Origin of the sequence: Exiguobacterium sp. s28 (assembly GCF_018618135.1) — a bacterium.
Classification (GTDB): domain Bacteria; phylum Bacillota; class Bacilli; order Exiguobacteriales; family Exiguobacteriaceae; genus Exiguobacterium; species Exiguobacterium mexicanum_A.
Genome location: NZ_JACSLL010000006.1, coordinates 12,511 through 29,152, shown reverse-complemented (window position 1 = coordinate 29,152; position 16,642 = coordinate 12,511). Strand labels below are relative to the sequence as shown.

The following is a 16,642-nucleotide window of genomic DNA, read 5'->3' as shown; positions in this document are numbered from 1 at the left end:
CTCCTATTCAACGGATGAATACATGTCGTGATAATACGTTTGATAAGCACCGGTCACGATATGTTCGACCCAATCCGAATGGGCCAAATACCAATCAATCGTCTCTTCGATTCCGAATTCGAAGCGATAGCGAGGCGTCCATCCGAGCTCCCGCTCTATTTTACTGGCATCGATGGCGTAACGTCGGTCGTGCCCCGGACGGTCTTGGACCAATTGGATCAGCGCTTCGGGTCGGCCAAGTTTGTGGAGGATGAGCTTCACAAGTTCCAAATTCGTCTTTTCATTATGGCCGCCAATGTTGTACACTCCTCCGAATGTGCCCGAGCTACGGACGAGATCGATTGCCTCGCAATGATCACTAACATGAAGCCAGTCACGGACTTGCTGGCCGTCCCCGTAAATCGGGAGTTTTTTCTCGGCCAGACAGTTGTAAATCATGAGTGGAATCAGTTTTTCTGGAAATTGATAAGGGCCGTAGTTATTGCTGCAACGCGTCGTCTTGACCGGTAGACCAAACGTCTCATGGTACGCTCTCACGAGTAAGTCAGCACTTGCTTTTGAAGCGGCGTAAGGACTATTCGGGGCCAGGGGAGATTCTTCTGTGAAGTATCCATCCGAACCAAGTGAACCGTATACCTCATCGGTCGAGACGTGTACGAAACAGACCCCTTCCCGATAACGTCGGCTATGTTTATCGTTCGGCTCAAGTTTCCATTGCCGCATCGCTGTATCGAGCAACACTTGTGTCCCAAGCACATTCGTCGTGAGAAACACTTCCGGTTCAGTGATGCTCCGATCAACGTGAGACTCGGCAGCGAAATGAACGATTTCATCCACCTCGTACATGTCAAAAAGTTGACGGACGGCTTCTCGGTCCCGAATATCGACTTTATGGAAATGATATAGCGCATCTGTTTGCATCAGCTCTAAATTTTCTAAGTTTCCGGCATACGTGAGCGAATCCACATTAAGAATTCGGTACGTGGGATGTTTTTCCCGAAATTGCCTTATGAAATTTGAACCGATGAACCCGGCTCCGCCAGTCACGAGGATCGTTCGCATCTACTTCACCACCTTCCTTAGCGAGTGATAAGAGATACTGTCCGTAATCGGTCATTTTTAATGTTGATCCAATATCGTGTAGTTCGTCTCGGGAGATGAATCCGCGACGCCAAGCAATTTCTTCTAAGCAAGCGATGTAATACCCTTGACGCTCTTGAACCGTTTGCACGAAAATCGAAGCTTTAATCATGCCTTCAGGTGTCCCTGTGTCGAGCCACGCCATACCACGACCGAACAAGACGACGTTCAACTCGCCCCGCTCGAGATACATATTATTGATGGATGTAATTTCAAGTTCGCCGCGCGAAGACGGTTTTACTTCTTTGGCGAACTTTACGACTTGATTGTCGTAAAAATATAAGCCTGGTACCGCATAGTTCGATTTTGGGACATCGGGTTTTTCTTCAATCGAGACGACTTGATGCTGATTGTCGAATTCCACGACGCCGAAGGCACGGGCGTCCTTTACCGGATAGCCAAAAATTGTGGCCCCTCGTTCCTTTTGCTGCGCTTGATGCAAGAAACGAGTCAAGTCGGGTCCGTAGAACACGTTATCCCCTAAAATCAGACAGACCGAATCGTCACCGATGAAATCGGAGCCGAGAATGAAAGAGTCCGCCAGACCGACCGGTTTAGCTTGTACTTTGTATGTGATACGGATCCCGATCTGGTGGCCGTCTCCAAACAATCGTTCATACCCGCCGATGTCTTTCGGTGTCGAGATTAACAAGATATCTCGAATCCCTGCCAACATGAGGACCGACATCGGATAGTAAATGAGTGGCTTGTCATAAACCGGCAACAGTTGTTTCGAGACGGCTTTCGTCATCGGATAGAGACGTGTTCCGTTCCCACCCGCTAAAATAATCCCTTTCATGTCATCACTCCTTTCTGAACAACTTTGCATATGCGTGCAACGTCTTCTTCACTTAGTTCTGGATAGAGCGGGAGCGTCAAAACACGGTCGGCAATACATTGGGCGGTCGGTGTTCTTCGGCTCGCGAAACGGTTCAAGTTCCAGTCATAATCTGTCACGAGCGGATAGAAATATTTACGGCTGTAAATCCCTTCTCGTTCAAGCATGTCATGTACCTCATCACGTCGATTCACTTTGTTTGTGAACACAATTGGATAATAGGAATGGTTCGTCTGGACGCCTGGTTGTGGAGACAATAAACGGATACCTTCGACCTTTCCCAAACGTCGGTCGTACGAAGCGCGCACTCGGCCCCGAAGTTCGAGCAGCTCATCGATATGACGTAAGTTGCAGATGCCCATCGCCGCTTGAAATTCGTTCATCTTGGCGTTCCCTCCCGGTTCTTTCACCGTTTCGGGTCCAACAATCCCAAAATTCTTCATACGGTTGAACCGTTCTTTCAACTGAGGGTCATTGAACGTCAAGGCACCCCCTTCAATCGTATGGAACACTTTTGTCGCATGAAAACTGAACATAGAAACATCTCCATATGTCCCGATCCCTCGACCGTTCACGGTCACTCCGAACGAATGGGCCGCATCGTAAATGACTTTCAATCCGTATCGTTTCGCGATTTCCTCAATCGCCTCGACGTCACAAACATTCCCGTACACATGGACCGGGAGGATAGCCGAAGTTTTCGTCGTAATCAAACGTTCGAGTTTCGTCGCGTCGAGTGTATAATTGTCTGCCCGGATATCGCCATATACTGGTGTCAATCCTTTACGAATCAGCGCGTGGCTTGTCGAAGCGAACGTGAACGGCGTGGTGATGACCTCACCTGTCAGTCCAAGCACTTCAATCGCAGTCTCGAGCGCCAAGTGCCCGTTCGTGAACAGCGCCACGTTCTCTACCTTCAAATAGTCTTCAAGGGAACGTTCGAGTTGTTGATGTTTTGACCCGTTGTTCGTTAACCAACGCGTCTCCCACAAGGCTTGTATTTCAGCTATATACTCCTCGAACGACGGCAGGACCGATTTTGTGACCGGTACCACTCTCGGAACGAGCTTCGGTACAGGATAAGGTGGAGACGTGGGAAGGACGGTCGATTGGAGATCAGCGATGTGTAACATGAGACACCTCCTGAGTGACTTTACAGTGTACGATGAGTGACGTTGTGTGGTTGATGGTTAACTGATTGTCGTGGGTCGCTCGCTCCCTTCCATACTTCTCGCCGGACGTAGTCCGTGTAGGATAAAAGGATGCGCACCACTTTGTCGGACACGTTTGACATACTGTAATCACTCACGAGGCGAGGTTGCGTCTGCTCCATAACTACGAGGAGACCTTGTAAGATGCGCTCTTTCTGAAGACCGACCATAGGGACGGCTGCCTCTTCCATCGCTTCTGGACGTTCATGTGTCTCACGAATGTTGAGCCCCCGCAATCCGAGGATTGACGACTCCTCACTGATTGTCCCGCTATCACTCAATACTGCTTTCGCATGAAGTTGCAAATGATTGTAATCGATAAAGCCGAGTGGTTTTAGCAAACGAATGTGTGGGTGGAACTCGATGCCTAGCTCTTCGATTCGCTTCATCGTTCGCGGATGTGTACTGATGATAACTGGCAGATCGTATTGGGTCGCAATCGCGTTTAAACTATCGACGAGCGCTAAAAAGTTTGTGTCCGTATTAATGTTTTCTTCTCGATGGGCCGAGACAAGAAAATACTGGTCATGCTTCAAATCGAGCCGTTTCAAGACATCGGAACGTTCAATCGCTTCTCGTTTAGAGGCGAGCACCTCATACATCGGACTGCCCGTTTTGATGATTCGTTCCGCCGGCAACCCTTCCCGTAACAAGTACTCCCGGGCAATATCGCTGTACGTCAAATTTATATCGGCCGTATGGTCAACGATTTTCCGGTTGATTTCCTCTGGGACGCGCTGATCGAAACATCGATTCCCCGCCTCCATATGAAAAATCGGGATTTTCCGACGCTTCGCGGCGACGGCGCAGAGGCAGGAGTTCGTATCTCCGAGGATTAACACGGCGTCGGGACGTTCGGTTTCAAGGACGGGATCGATACGGATGAGGATATTGCCAATCGTCTCGATTGGCGTCCCGATGGCAGCGTTCAAAAAATGATCCGGTTTCCGAAGATTAAAGTCATCGAAGAACACTTCGTTTAACTCATAGTCATAATTTTGTCCCGTATGAACGAGCACGTGCTCAATCGCTTCAGACTGCTCAAGTTTGTGGATGACGGCTGATAATCTTATGATTTCTGGACGCGTCCCGACGATAGTCATCACTTTCAAACGTTTCATGTTGCACCTCCTGGAAAATTGTATCCGGGTTAGCTGGATCGAAAGCTTCATTTACCCACATGACCGTCACGAGGTCTGTCGTGCCGACATTCTCAATGTGGTGCGTGTAACCAACTGGGATGTCGACGACGCGCATCATCTCTCCGCTAACGTGGTAACTGATCACGTCGTCCTCCCCAATCTTTCGAAACCGAATGATCGCGTCCCCACTGACGACTAAAAATTTCTCGTTTTTCGTATGATGCCAGTGATTACCTTTCGTGATTCCAGGCTTGGCAACGTTGATCGACACTTGTCCACGGTCTGGTGTTCGAAGAAATTCGGTGAATGACCCTCGATTATCCTCATGTATCGTCAAGTCGTAGGCAAAATCGTCGACAGGTAAATAACTGAGATACGTACTATACAATCGTTTCGTGAAGGAATCATGAAGCATAGGAACGGCAAGTGTCTTGCGACTATTTCGAAACGATACGAGCAACTCCGCAATCTGTCCGAGTGACACGGCCGGGTGCGTCGGAACTTCTCGGAAATAATTTTCTTGCTCGCTAGGTGTGTCAATCAGTTCGAGAAGCGAAGCAATCACATCATCGATATAGGCCAGCTCCATCATGCGGTCCGGCTCATGAATATCAAGCGGCAACCCTCGTGCCACTCGATAACAAAACGTGGCGACGACGCTGTTATAATTCGGCTGACCCCACTTTCCAAACAAGTTTGGAAACCGATACAAGTAGACACGCCGACCGTTCGTCAACTGCTCACGCATGAGTAGTTCCTCCGCTAAGCGTTTGCTGCGTCCGTAGGGATTATCAAGCTCGGCTTGGACAGAAGAAGCGAACATGATTGGCGCAAGATTCCCTTGTTTCGTCAACGTGTCAATCAGATGCTCCGTGAACCCGACATTTCCTTCTATAAAATCGGTTTCTCGATTGGTTCGATTGACACCCGCCAGGTGATACACGAAGTCTGTCCGCTCGCAATAGGTTTCGAACGTCTCCATCGCCGTGTCTTTCGTGCAGAGCAGCAATTCGTGACCTTTCCCTTCGAGCGTCGCCACTAAGTTTCTTCCCACAAATCCATTCGCTCCTGTAATCAAGATGTTCATGACACTTTTACCCAGCTCGCAAGTTCTTCTTGGATATAAGGGAGCGTGAGTAGCAACTGTTTCACTTGTTCGACGTTCAGTTGCTCCGTGTTCGCTGAGTTATACTCGCCTTCGACCGTTAATTGTTTGCTACCTTCATTGAAATACTTATCGTAGTTCAAATCACGCGTGTCGGCCGGAACCCGGTAAAACCCACCCATATCTTCCGCCACGACGTTCTCCTCCCGTGTCAACAGCGTCTCGTAGGATTTTTCCCCGTGTCGTGTCCCAATCACTTTAATTGGGTTCGTCGCGTGAAAGAGTTCGAGCAACGCCTGAGCTAGGACACCGATTGTCGACGCAGGTGATTTTTGGACCATGATATCGCCGGCGTGCGAATGATTAAATGCGAAGACGACGAGCTCGACCGCATCTTCTAAACTCATCAAAAACCGGGTCATGAACGGGTCGGTCACAGTGAGCGGCTCTCCTCGTTTTATTTGCTCAACGAAGAGTGGGATGACCGAACCTCGAGAGGCCATCACGTTACCGTAACGTGTCCCACAGATGAGCGTCTGGTTCGGTGCCACTGCTTTCGCTTTGGCGACGAACACTTTTTCCATCATCGCTTTGGAGATGCCCATCGCATTGATCGGATAAGCAGCTTTATCGGTCGATAGACAAATCACTTTCTTCACGTTCTGTTCAATCGCCGCATTGAGCACGTTGTCGGTACCAAGGACGTTCGTCTTTACCGCCTCGAGAGGGAAGAATTCGCAAGACGGGACTTGCTTGAGCGCTGCCGCATGAAATACATAATCTACGCCGTACATGGCGTTCCGGACGCTATTGATATCACGCACGTCGCCGATATAGAATTTCAATTTGTCATCGTGATACAGCTTGCGCATATCGTCCTGCTTTTTCTCATCTCGGGAAAAAATTCGAATTTCTTTAATATCCGTTTTCAGGAACCGTTGCATGACCGCATTACCGAATGAGCCGGTTCCACCTGTGATGAGTAACGTTTTATCTTTGAACATGGCCAATTCTCTCCTTTTTCATGATGTCTTTGAGCGGCTAAGGTGTTGGCATCGAATTGGTCTTACATAACTAAGGATGATACTACGTTGATACCCGACTCGTTTGAAAATAGGAAGGATATGTGTATCATCTTTTTGAAAGATGTTTGATTCTTCCTTGCCCTTTTAATGGAAAAGACACCCTGGTTAGGATGTCCCGGCAATTTGTCGAAACACTCTGTACCATCTCGACACCGCGTCCACTCAAATCGGCCGCACGTATGAAGTCATCAAACTCTCCAACATATATCTCTCTCATTTGTGTTGCCAAAAGAACAAGTACGCTTGTTCATAACGGACAAATAAGAGGAGAAGCATCGTGAGCGCTGTATAGTAGACTAATAGTCGCTCCCGCCGCTCAAACGATCGGATTAATTCAGGAATCAATAACATGATGAAGATAGAAAAATATTGGACGACCCGCATCATCGATGGATGGATGAACGTAAGGGGAAGAAAGCAAAGAGCAATCAATAATGCATTCAAGTAATGGGTCACTTTTGGATTGGCAGCAATCATTTGTTCGCGGCGCCACAGGGAAACTATCGTGATGACGAGCAACATGAATGAGAAGTTTCCCGTCCCAGCCCCGGTATAATATTCATACTCTGCATACCCACTGATTGTTCGGAAAAATTCAAACAGTTGGACACGGAAGACGAAGAGGAACGGAATGAGTGCACCCATAAACAATACATAGCGCGTCGTAATCGTCTTCGTGGCTAGAAAATAAAACGGAATGAACACGAGAGCCGATTTATGGATTGTGGCAGCCACGAGGACTACACCAAGGAAGGGCCAAAATCGACGCTGCTGGATGAAATGATAGCCAATCAATACGGCGATTGCCGTCGCAAGCGTTTGACGGATGCCGGTGATGGCAAAGAAAGCATAAAATAAAGTCGAGAAGATGATAAAGCTGAGAAGCGGCTCCATGGAATTACGGTAAATCCAAATACCGAATGGGACGAGGAACAAGACGGCGACGATTACCAAGTACCATTGGTAGTTGTCCGTCATGAGTTGTGTCATCTTTTGAAAGATATAGTATCCAGGATCCCGGCCATCCGCGTCTCCAAATAAGATTTGAACAAAGTTCTCTCCGAGCCGACTCCACGAAATTGTTTTCGTCTGATCGTACATCCATTTGTACTGTAGCGTGTCCGCACCGATGCTCATATGGCGAAATCCGGATAGCACAATCCATTGGAACGTCGCCAAGCCGACAAACAGTGCTTTGCCGTGACGGATTCCTTCATCGCGTAAAAGGAGGAACGCCCAGGCGATGAGCAAAATCATATTCAACAGATAGATCACCATACGATTTCCTCCTTTCTCCTCTTAGCGATAACGAAAGTTCACGACCCCACGGTAAGTCGTGACGAGATGATGATAAAGTGTCGACCACACGCGCCAACGAAACTGCTCCAGTTTCGTCAAATAGGCATCCCCATGGAACCGAGCAAATAGGTCCTCTTGCGTCCCACGATCGGTCGAACGATAGAGCGCCTGAAACGATGTACGGATATGACGGCGGGACGGCTCGGCCTCAATGCTGAGACGCATCAATAGCCGTTCAAAGAAACGGGCCGTCTCTAGCGGAGCGAGCTCTGCGATTCGTTTCGTCTGTTGCTTGGCGTGAACACGTGACAATACGTGCTTGTCAGTCGTGACAACGAACGAATAGCCAGCGAGCGCGATCTCAATCCAGCAAATCCAGTCTTGGATGTATCGATATGTCATCGGGAATCCGCCTACTTCTTCGAGCGCTCGTCGTGGAACGAGGAGGGCACAGCCGCTCAGACAGGAATCGAGCAGTAAATGGTCGAACATCTCCTCGCTCGTGAACGATCCTCTCACTCGTTTCCGAGGTCGATAAATCGAACGCCCTGTCTCATCGATAAAACCGGTCCCGCACGACAAGACGGTCGTCGCGGCTTGAGGACCGAGACGCTCTAATTGCCGGACTTGTGCCTCAATCTTCTCCGGTAAATAAAGGTCGTCATGGCTGAGCCACGAGAACCACTCGCCTCGCATCTTCTCAATGCCTAGATTGAGCGCGGTTGATACTCCTCCGTTTGACTTTTCGTAGTATCTGATCCGAGTCCCAAAGCTACGAGCAATCTCAGCGGTCGCCCCGCCATCGGTCGACCCGTCATTGATCACCAGCACCTCGATTCGCTCATACGTTTGAGCAAGGGCGCTCTCGATCGTTTCTTTTAGATAGTCCGCTCCATTGTAGACGGGGATGACGATTGAGACGAGTGGACGTTCCATTCTGGATTCCTCCTTTTATCGTGAACAAGGCTTTCATAAACGTTTAGATAATCCATGACCCGCTCTTCCATTGAAAAGGAGGAACGTGCATGTTCGACGCAGGAATCCGCATAGTCTTCCTTACCGAGTCGTCGAATCTTTTCGATTGCGCCCAATACGTCCTCGATCCGGTCGGGCGCTACGACTTCACCACACGTTCTGGGGACCAGCTCTGGGTTCGCTGTCGCATCAAGTACAACGACCGGCGTCCCCGAGGCCATCGCTTCCGCAGTCACTTTCCCGAACGATTCTTCGACCGATAAGTTGAGAAATACATCTGCGAGCGCATAATAATCAGCCAACTCCTCGATACGATTCGTCGAAGGAATATGAATCACATTCACCGGTAACGTGATGTCGGGGAGGTCTCCGACGAGCAACAAACGTGCTTCTGGCAACGCTCGTGCCACTTTTAAGAAATCAGACAACCCTTTTGAATCGTCCCAGGAACTAGCGACGCCTAATAGAATGAAACGGTTTTCGAATCCAAGTGCCGCCCGTAACGCCGATGTGTCACGAGGGTAGAAAATATCGAGGTCGACCCAGTTATGAATCCGCTGAATCACTTTCGCATTACCGAGGAGAGAGAATCGCGCCTCCATCGTGATCCAATCGGAGACGCCGATGACGGCGAGTCGCGGGATACGTTCGAACCAGCGTTGTTTGTCGTGCCACATCTCGGCAGTCCGATCAAGACCCCAACTCGGATTATCTAATTTGAGTCTCGGGCAGCTGCCGCAGCCATCACGCCAACGCTCACAACCGGTCCGTGTATAATGTGTGCACTTCCCGGTGTAAAACCAACAATCGTGGAGCGTCAATACCGTCGGCGTGTCAGTGTGACGGAGCCAGTTAAACAAGGTATCGAGATGGATGTAATTGGAGTGAAGATTATGCAAGTGGACGACGTCAGGCTTGTACGATTCGATAAAATCGATGAGTTCAACCGTCGCCCCTTTTGAAAAATAGCCTTGTTTCCCGCTCAAGCGGGACAAGAAGGCATGTCGTTTTTGATCAAGGGATGAACCGATGCGGAACCCGCTTCCCGTATCTGGCCCTGTCGCATAAGCGACGACACTCTCATGGCCAAGGGCAAGCGCTACGGACGAAATCTCTTTACAGATTCGTCCTGTACTTTTTTCATCATGGATGGCATTGATGTGTAAAATCCGCATGGTTCTCCCTCCTTACTCGTACGTATAGGCGTAGTAGGCGTCCTTGCCGCCTCGTTCCCGCTTGTTCATGACAATCCCTAGCATATGGGCGCCAGACAAGACGAGCTGTTCTTTCGCCTTTAACACGAGGTCTCGATTTGAGTTGTCACACCCGACGACGAGGATTGTCCCATCGGTCTCACTCGCCAGCAATCGGCTGTCGGCCACGTGCATGAGCGGCGGCGCATCTAAGATAATCAAGTCGTACTTTTCCTTCACCTCATCCAACAGTTGCTTCATCATCGGCGATGCCAGCAGCTCCGACGGGTTCGGCGGGATTGGACCCGCTGCCAACAAATGCAGCTTCGGCACTTTCGTCATTTGAACCGAACGATCGAACGTCGTCCGTTTGGCGAGGACGGTGGATAGGCCCGTTTGACCCGCTAGTTGGAACGTGAAATGGACCGTCGGCTTGCGCATGTCACAGTCCATGAGCAACACTCGTTTCCCGAGCTGGGCATAGACGATGGCCAAGTTCGAAGCCGTCGTCGATTTCCCTTCGCCCGATGACGCCGATGTGACGACAATCGTCTGCAAGGTCGCGCCGAGCGCCGTGAACTGTAGATTCGTCCGAATCGTTCGATATTGTTCGGCGATCGGGGATTTAGGATTGGCTAACGTGATGAGGCTACGCCCGGAATCACGATGTTTGTCTCGTTTCTTTGACAGGTGGAACATGCGGATCTTCTCCTTTCGGCTCTTTGCCAGCCTCAGCTTTTGGTTTTACTACCTTCGGGTTCATATCACGCTTTTCAATGACCGGGATTGAACCGATGACCGGCATGGACAGAATCAGTTCGGCCTCCCGTTCATCATGAATCCGTTTGTCAAACGTATGACGAATCAAGGCCAGCACGCCTCCGAATACAAACCCTGCCAGCAGTCCAATCCCGGTGTTCATGACGACACTTGGAGCAATCGGTTCGCCTGGTACGACAGCTTCCGATAGGATGCGAACATTGTCGATGTTCATCAAGTCCGGAATCTCACTGGCGAACACGCGCGTGATGACGTTGGCGATTTCAGCAGCGACGACAGGATCGCCATGCTGGACGACGATGTTGATGACTTGCGATTCTTCCTCACTTTCAACGAGCAAGATCTCGCTGATATCCGCCGGTGCTTGTGCCACTCTCTCCTGCACTTCATTCAAGATAGCCGGACTGCGCATGATGACCCGGTACGTGTTCACAAGGGATAGTGAAGACGAGACTTGTGCACTATCGACCACATTCGTACCCGCCTCTTCCTTCGGTACAATCAACACCTGTGTCGAAGCTTCATAGGTCGGTTCAATCACATATTGGCTTAAATAGTAGGCTGCCCCTCCGCCAATGAGGATCATCATCAACAGAAGCAACATATTTTTCTTGAACACCCCGAATATTTCGGAAAGTAACATCGTTTGACTATTCACATGTAAGCCCTCCTTCAGACAAAGTTTCGTAGACAAGAATCAAGTCGTAATCTTGAGGTCGTTCTCTGTCTTTACTCCTTACCCGACGCTCATTGCAAATTGAAAAGAAATAGCTACCATCTTTTCATGAACTATCATGACGGCTTATCTTGAACAAATTGCGAGTATATGCGTCGCATCTCCGATTTGGAGTGGTCGACGTCGAACGCCTTGACCGATTCGCTGTTATGGAGCCCCATCTGGTGGGACAAATCGAAGTCGAGCTGCATCGTCCGGATGGCCCGGGCGAATCCCGAAGCATCTTCCGGCGAACATTTATAGCCGGTCACCCCGTCGATTGAATAGTCGTTGATGCCATGTACGTTCGACGTGATCAGCGGGAGTCCCGCTGCCATCGCCTCTAGCGCGGCCATGCCGAGCCCTTCCCGCTTCGATGGGAACACGAAGCAGTCCGACGCCTTCATCACTTCGATGATGTCGTCCCGGAAGCCAAGCAAAGTGACTTGTCGCTCGAGTCCGAGCTCACGGATGAGCCGCTCGAGATTTTCCTTGTTGTCACCCGTCCCGGCGATCAAATAACGGAGCGTCGGTTCCTTGAGCGAGGCGATGGCGCGGATGATCGTCTCGTGGTTCTTGTTCTCGTTCAACTCACCGACGGACAACAAGACGAAGTCGATGTCGCTATCGATACCAAGTCCGCGGCGCTTGAGCGGACGGTCGATGGTGACCGCCTCGATTTTCTTCGTGTCGACACCAATCCCGGGGATTCGAAACGTGTGCGACGTCTTGAACGTCTGTGCCCGCGAGAAGTCTTCCTCGTTGATGGTGACGATCGTGTCGGTCAGACGGGCGAGTGTCCGTTCGACGGGATAATACAGCATCCAGTTGAGGGATGGGCTCCCTTTGAAGAAATGAAACCCGTGCGCCGTGTACATGCACGGTGTGTGCGTCTGCCGTGCGACGAGTCGTCCGACGACCCCGCCGATCGGCGAGTGGCAGTGGATGAAGTGATAGCTGTTCGCCTTCATCACGGCCTTCAACTGTTGGTAGGCCCGGACGTGGCCGTTCATCTTCTTAATGTCGCGCTCGAAATCGATTTGGTACAGCGTGACACCATTTGCTTCTAGGTCCTGTTTGATGCGGGCGATTTTCTCAGGTGAGTACATGCTGCCCCACTCGAAGTTCGTGGCGACGTCCACCTCATATCCCATCTCTTGCAGCATGCGGATGTTGTCTCGGTTGAAGCTCTCGATCATGGAGACGACCGAGGCAACCATGAGCACTCGTTTCATCGTTTCTCCTCCTCACACACGTTTCCGGAAGTAGTCGACACCACGCAGCATCAAGACGAGTGGGACCGTCTGTTCATGTTTACAAAGCTGAAAGAACGTCCGCCATTTCATATCGAAATGATGCATATCCATCTGCGAGTAGGCGCGTTTATACTCTTCTTGTTGGAGCACTCGTTTCAGTGACTCGGCCTGGGCGAAGAGTGACTTCGGTGCTGTGAGCTCGTTCAAGCCAATGCCAATCATACTGAGGGCGATTCGATTATAGAGCGCGTGATTGTACTCCTCTCCAAGCTGATGGGTCTCGATGTAGCGCATCAAAATATGAAAGAACTGCAGGCGTGAGGCGATGAGATCGTCGTTATATACACTCGTCTCCGACTCGGCATTGGTTTTGCGGTAATGATAGATTGGATAATCGATGTAAATGAAGCGTTGGCAATGTTCCAACGCCTGGATTTGAAAATACAAATCGATGAACGTGCCGTATGGACCGCCAAATGACAATTTTTTGATGAGGTCACGATGATAGAGCGTGATGCAGTTTGAATTGAGCGCATCCACCGTTTCAGGATGAGCGAGTTCCTCACCGACGAGTCCGAACAGACGGCGGTGGACGTAACGTCTCGTTTCTTCTGCGTTATACGACAAAAAATCCGCTTCAAAAATTCGTTTCGGGAGCGAACGATCGTTGTATTCACGGACATACGTCCCCATGACGGCATCGGCGCGCTCAGCCTCTGCGTGCTCGACCAATAATCGAATCGCATCTAAATCAAGCCAGTCATCGCTGTCGATGAACATGATATACTCGCCCGATGCCAATTGAAGACCTCGATTTCGACAAGACGAGCATCCTCGATTCGTCTGGCTCATGACACGAACCCGTGGATCTTTGTCGTAGGTCAGGGCGATGTCGAGACTATGATCTGTACTGCCGTCGTCGATGCAAATGATTTCGAGATGGGGATACGTTTGATGGACGAGACTGTCGAGACACTGTCTCAAGTAGGCGCTTGTGTTATAGATAGGTACGACCAGACTGACGAGCGGGGTAAGGTTTGGCATGTGGGTCACTCCTTCTAGGTTGTCGGTTCATGATGTATGGGACAGGTATGAGTCTATCCTCGTTGTTCCCGTAAGCTGTTTTGGATAACTCACAAACGGAATGAGCCGTGGATAATCTTTTTGTGAAGTATAAAAAACGAAAAAAAGCCGACCCTTCGGTCAGCTTTGCAAATTACTGTAACTGTTCTTGTCGCAAGTTGTGGAAGATGTTGTCGAACAGTCGCTCATTCACGCGATCCGACACGTACGAGTTGTGTGGGGTGAGCGACACCCATTCGAAGTTATAGAGCGCGTGATCGGATGGTAGTGGCTCCGTCTCGAAAACATCCAAGGCGACCCCGAAAAACTTACCTTCCTCGAGTGCGGCGATGAGCGCCTCCTCGTCGATGATTGATCCGCGCGCAACGTTCAATAAGACGGCGTCTTCCTTCATCGACGCAATCGCCCCTTCGTCAATCACATGATACGTGTCATCGGTGAGCGGCAAGGCGACGACGACGACATCGCTCTCCGCCAAGACGTCGTGCAACTCATCCATCAGCACGTAACGGTCGACGAACGGCACCTGTTTCTCACGATGCCCGACACCGATGATTTTCATATCAAACGCCCGGAGCCGTGTCGCGACCGCCTCTCCGACATGACCGAGTCCGAGCAAGGCCACGGTCTTCCCGGTTAATTCGCGTAACCGTCGTTCCTTTTCCCAATGCCGGTTTGCCTGTTTCTCACGAAACGCCGCCCCATGTTTCATGAAGTCTAGCAGTTGCCAAACGACCCATTCGGCCATCGGCACGGCATACGTGTCACCGGCATTATAAATGCGGATGTCTCGCTCCTCGAGCTCGTCGAGCGGGAGACGATCGAGTCCGGCGCTGACGGCTTGGACGAAGCGTAATCGTTTGAAATCATTGATATTGCGATATTGGAACACATTGTTACAAATCAAGCCCTCGACTTCGGAGACGTCGACGTCCGTCACGTCCGCTTCTTCACGGAGCGTCGTCACCGAATAGCCGAGTCGTTCGAGTTTTGCGAGTTGTTCAGGAGTCAACCGCACTCCTGTCGACAGCAAATTCATGACAAGATCCCCTTCTGGTTCTGGATTTCCGTCGTGACGGCATGCACGGTCGAGACGAGGCTCAACCTGTTCATTTCCAGCCACTCCGGTGTCGCGTGTTCGAGCTGTTGCTCGTACGCTCTAATTTTCCATACCCCTTCTTGGAAGATTTGTGCCTGTTTAGCATCAAATTTTCCGATTGCCCCAATATTACAAAAACTGCGCGACAGGATGGCGAGCGACGAACCGAGCCTCACGTGTTCCCCAAGCACCTTCTCGGCTGGAAGCTTTCCTTCCCTGATGCGTGCGATGCCGCCGAATCCGTATGGGATGCCCGATGCTTGAATTTGACGAGTGACTGCCTCGACGGTCCCATTAGCAAGCGGCTCAAATAGGAAACTTTGACCGTAACTCAAATGGAGGTCGTTCAAGCCGATATGGATATAATCGATGCCTGACAACTTGAGCACGTCCGGCATACAGACGACGGCCTCCTTCGTCTCACACAACAGACAGACCTTGGCCCGCTTGTCAACGAGCTCGATGAACGTCGCGACTTCGTCGACCGTCTTATAGTACGGCAACATGACGACGTCCGCGCCGCGATTGACAACTTCATTGATTTCATAACGAGAGGCTTGGAAAATCGGATTGACGCGCACGAGCAGCTCGGCATGCTTCAAAACGGCACGCAACCGGCTCACGTCGCGAATCGCGTGGCGTGAGATGACCGTATCAAGATGACCTTGACGTTCTTCTTTCCCATTCAGCTCTAAATCGACGAACACCCAGTCGACCCCGTTCTGTTCGGCGAGCAGCGCAATCTTCGGCTGGTTCGTGACATACATCAGTTTTAATGGCATGACGAGCACTCCTCCCATCAGTGGATTATCTTAAGAAATTAGCCCGACCGACAAACAACAAAACGGAAATGTGGATAATGCTTTTAGATTGTTAATCGAAAGTTCTCAATTTTTGGAACAAGTTCATTTGTAAGAAGTCACACCTCTTCCCTTCGAATATGCTTTGACATCAAATCATGTTCGCAACTTCCTTTTTATTTTGTTTCAAATATAGGGAATCGGAAATAACTAACGTACAGAACAATATTTTCGACAGGTTTCGGCAAAAAAGGGGTGACCAATCATGGAATGGATTGTGATTTTTGGTGCAGGCGGTCACGCACAAGTCATCATCGATATTCTTGAGTTGATGGGACTCTACCGGATCGCAGGAATTTATGACGACAACCCAGCCTTAATCGGTAAATTTGTCGCCGGGTACCCCGTGCTCGGTCTCGTCCATTCCAACGTCGTCGCCAAAAAAGGCATCATCGGTATCGGTGACAACGTCCAGCGCGAGTCACTCGAGCGCGCCATCCGCGGACGGACACCAGACTTTGAATTCGTCAACGCCGTCCATCCGAGCGCCGTCATCGGCAAGAACGTGATTCTCGGTGAAGGCACGGCTGTCATGGCCGGCGGCGTCATCAATCCGAACGCCGTCATCGGCCCGCACAGTATCATCAACACGATGGCGTCGGTCGATCACGACTGTGTGCTCGAACCGTTCGCGTCAATCGCCCCGGGCGCGCATCTCGGCGGCAACGTCCGTGTTGGTGCCCGAACGTTCGTCGGTATGAGCGCGACGGTGATCCATAACGTCCACATCGGACACGACACGGTCATCGGTGCCGGTGCCACGGTCGTCAAGGACATCCCGAACCACGTCGTCGCCTACGGATCACCGGCCAAACCGATTCGGGGGAGGGTCATGAACGAACGCTACTTGTGAACACAAAA

The 16,642-nt window shown here is 50.5% G+C and carries 16 protein-coding genes; 1 reads left to right on the top strand and 15 read right to left on the bottom strand.

Translation table 11 applies throughout. The annotated features are described in order from the left end of the window. Positions 1 to 3: 3 nt before the first annotated feature. From rfbB to KNP78_RS08040, 15 genes are all read right to left on the bottom strand, one after another. Positions 4 to 1,062 (bottom strand): dTDP-glucose 4,6-dehydratase, encoded by a 1,059-nt coding sequence (gene rfbB, locus KNP78_RS08110; protein ID WP_214823612.1) that lies wholly within the window; start codon positions 1,060 to 1,062, stop codon positions 4 to 6. Then, a complete protein-coding gene (rfbA, locus tag KNP78_RS08105; protein ID WP_214823611.1) occupies positions 968 to 1,939 on the bottom strand; it encodes a glucose-1-phosphate thymidylyltransferase RfbA in 972 nt (323 codons plus the stop codon). Before rfbA ends, rfbB begins: the two co-directional genes overlap by 95 nt. After that, the gene (locus tag KNP78_RS08100) at positions 1,936 to 3,111 is read right to left on the bottom strand and encodes a DegT/DnrJ/EryC1/StrS family aminotransferase (RefSeq protein WP_214823610.1); all 1,176 of its coding nucleotides are present in this window, start codon (positions 3,109 to 3,111) and stop codon (positions 1,936 to 1,938) included. The genes rfbA and KNP78_RS08100 overlap by 4 nt, the downstream gene beginning before the upstream one ends. A gap of 20 nt (positions 3,112 to 3,131) precedes the next feature. Beyond that, entirely contained in the window at positions 3,132 to 4,310 is a 1,179-nt protein-coding gene (gene wecB, locus KNP78_RS08095) for a non-hydrolyzing UDP-N-acetylglucosamine 2-epimerase (RefSeq protein ID WP_214823609.1), read from the bottom strand. Next, complete coding sequence (locus KNP78_RS08090; RefSeq protein WP_214823608.1) at positions 4,231 to 5,418, bottom strand: polysaccharide biosynthesis C-terminal domain-containing protein; 1,188 nt, start codon at positions 5,416 to 5,418, stop codon at positions 4,231 to 4,233. The genes wecB and KNP78_RS08090 overlap by 80 nt, the downstream gene beginning before the upstream one ends. Beyond that, on the bottom strand, positions 5,415 to 6,440 hold the full coding sequence (locus tag KNP78_RS08085; protein ID WP_214823607.1) for a polysaccharide biosynthesis protein: 1,026 nt from the start codon (positions 6,438 to 6,440) through the stop codon (positions 5,415 to 5,417). The genes KNP78_RS08090 and KNP78_RS08085 overlap by 4 nt, the downstream gene beginning before the upstream one ends. 294 nt (positions 6,441 to 6,734) lie before the next feature. After that, complete coding sequence (locus KNP78_RS08080; RefSeq protein WP_214823606.1) at positions 6,735 to 7,799, bottom strand: EpsG family protein; 1,065 nt, start codon at positions 7,797 to 7,799, stop codon at positions 6,735 to 6,737. Positions 7,800 to 7,820: 21 nt separating this feature from the next. Then, positions 7,821 to 8,756 (bottom strand): glycosyltransferase family 2 protein, encoded by a 936-nt coding sequence (locus KNP78_RS08075; RefSeq protein WP_214823605.1) that lies wholly within the window; start codon positions 8,754 to 8,756, stop codon positions 7,821 to 7,823. Beyond that, positions 8,699 to 9,970 (bottom strand): glycosyltransferase, encoded by a 1,272-nt coding sequence (locus tag KNP78_RS08070; RefSeq protein WP_214823604.1) that lies wholly within the window; start codon positions 9,968 to 9,970, stop codon positions 8,699 to 8,701. Before KNP78_RS08070 ends, KNP78_RS08075 begins: the two co-directional genes overlap by 58 nt. A gap of 12 nt (positions 9,971 to 9,982) precedes the next feature. Then, on the bottom strand, positions 9,983 to 10,687 hold the full coding sequence (locus tag KNP78_RS08065) for a CpsD/CapB family tyrosine-protein kinase (protein WP_214823603.1): 705 nt from the start codon (positions 10,685 to 10,687) through the stop codon (positions 9,983 to 9,985). After that, positions 10,650 to 11,426, bottom strand: coding sequence for a YveK family protein (locus KNP78_RS08060; protein ID WP_214823602.1), 777 nt, complete (start codon positions 11,424 to 11,426; stop codon positions 10,650 to 10,652). Before KNP78_RS08060 ends, KNP78_RS08065 begins: the two co-directional genes overlap by 38 nt. Positions 11,427 to 11,560: 134 nt before the next feature. Continuing rightward, positions 11,561 to 12,718, bottom strand: a complete 1,158-nt coding sequence (locus KNP78_RS08055) for a glycosyltransferase family 4 protein (protein WP_214823601.1) — start codon at positions 12,716 to 12,718, stop codon at positions 11,561 to 11,563. A 12-nt stretch (positions 12,719 to 12,730) separates the two neighbouring features. After that, positions 12,731 to 13,783: a glycosyltransferase family 2 protein gene (locus KNP78_RS08050; protein ID WP_214823600.1), complete on the bottom strand. Its 1,053-nt coding sequence runs from the start codon at positions 13,781 to 13,783 to the stop codon at positions 12,731 to 12,733. Positions 13,784 to 13,955: 172 nt separating this feature from the next. Further along, positions 13,956 to 14,861, bottom strand: a complete 906-nt coding sequence (locus KNP78_RS08045) for an NAD(P)-dependent oxidoreductase (protein WP_214823599.1) — start codon at positions 14,859 to 14,861, stop codon at positions 13,956 to 13,958. Then, a complete protein-coding gene (locus tag KNP78_RS08040; protein ID WP_214823598.1) occupies positions 14,858 to 15,703 on the bottom strand; it encodes an aldolase/citrate lyase family protein in 846 nt (281 codons plus the stop codon). Before KNP78_RS08040 ends, KNP78_RS08045 begins: the two co-directional genes overlap by 4 nt. 283 nt (positions 15,704 to 15,986) lie before the next feature. On the opposite strand from KNP78_RS08040, the gene KNP78_RS08035 reads away from it, so the two are divergent. Further along, a complete protein-coding gene (locus tag KNP78_RS08035; RefSeq protein ID WP_214823597.1) occupies positions 15,987 to 16,634 on the top strand; it encodes an acetyltransferase in 648 nt (215 codons plus the stop codon). Positions 16,635 to 16,642 lie beyond the last annotated feature (8 nt).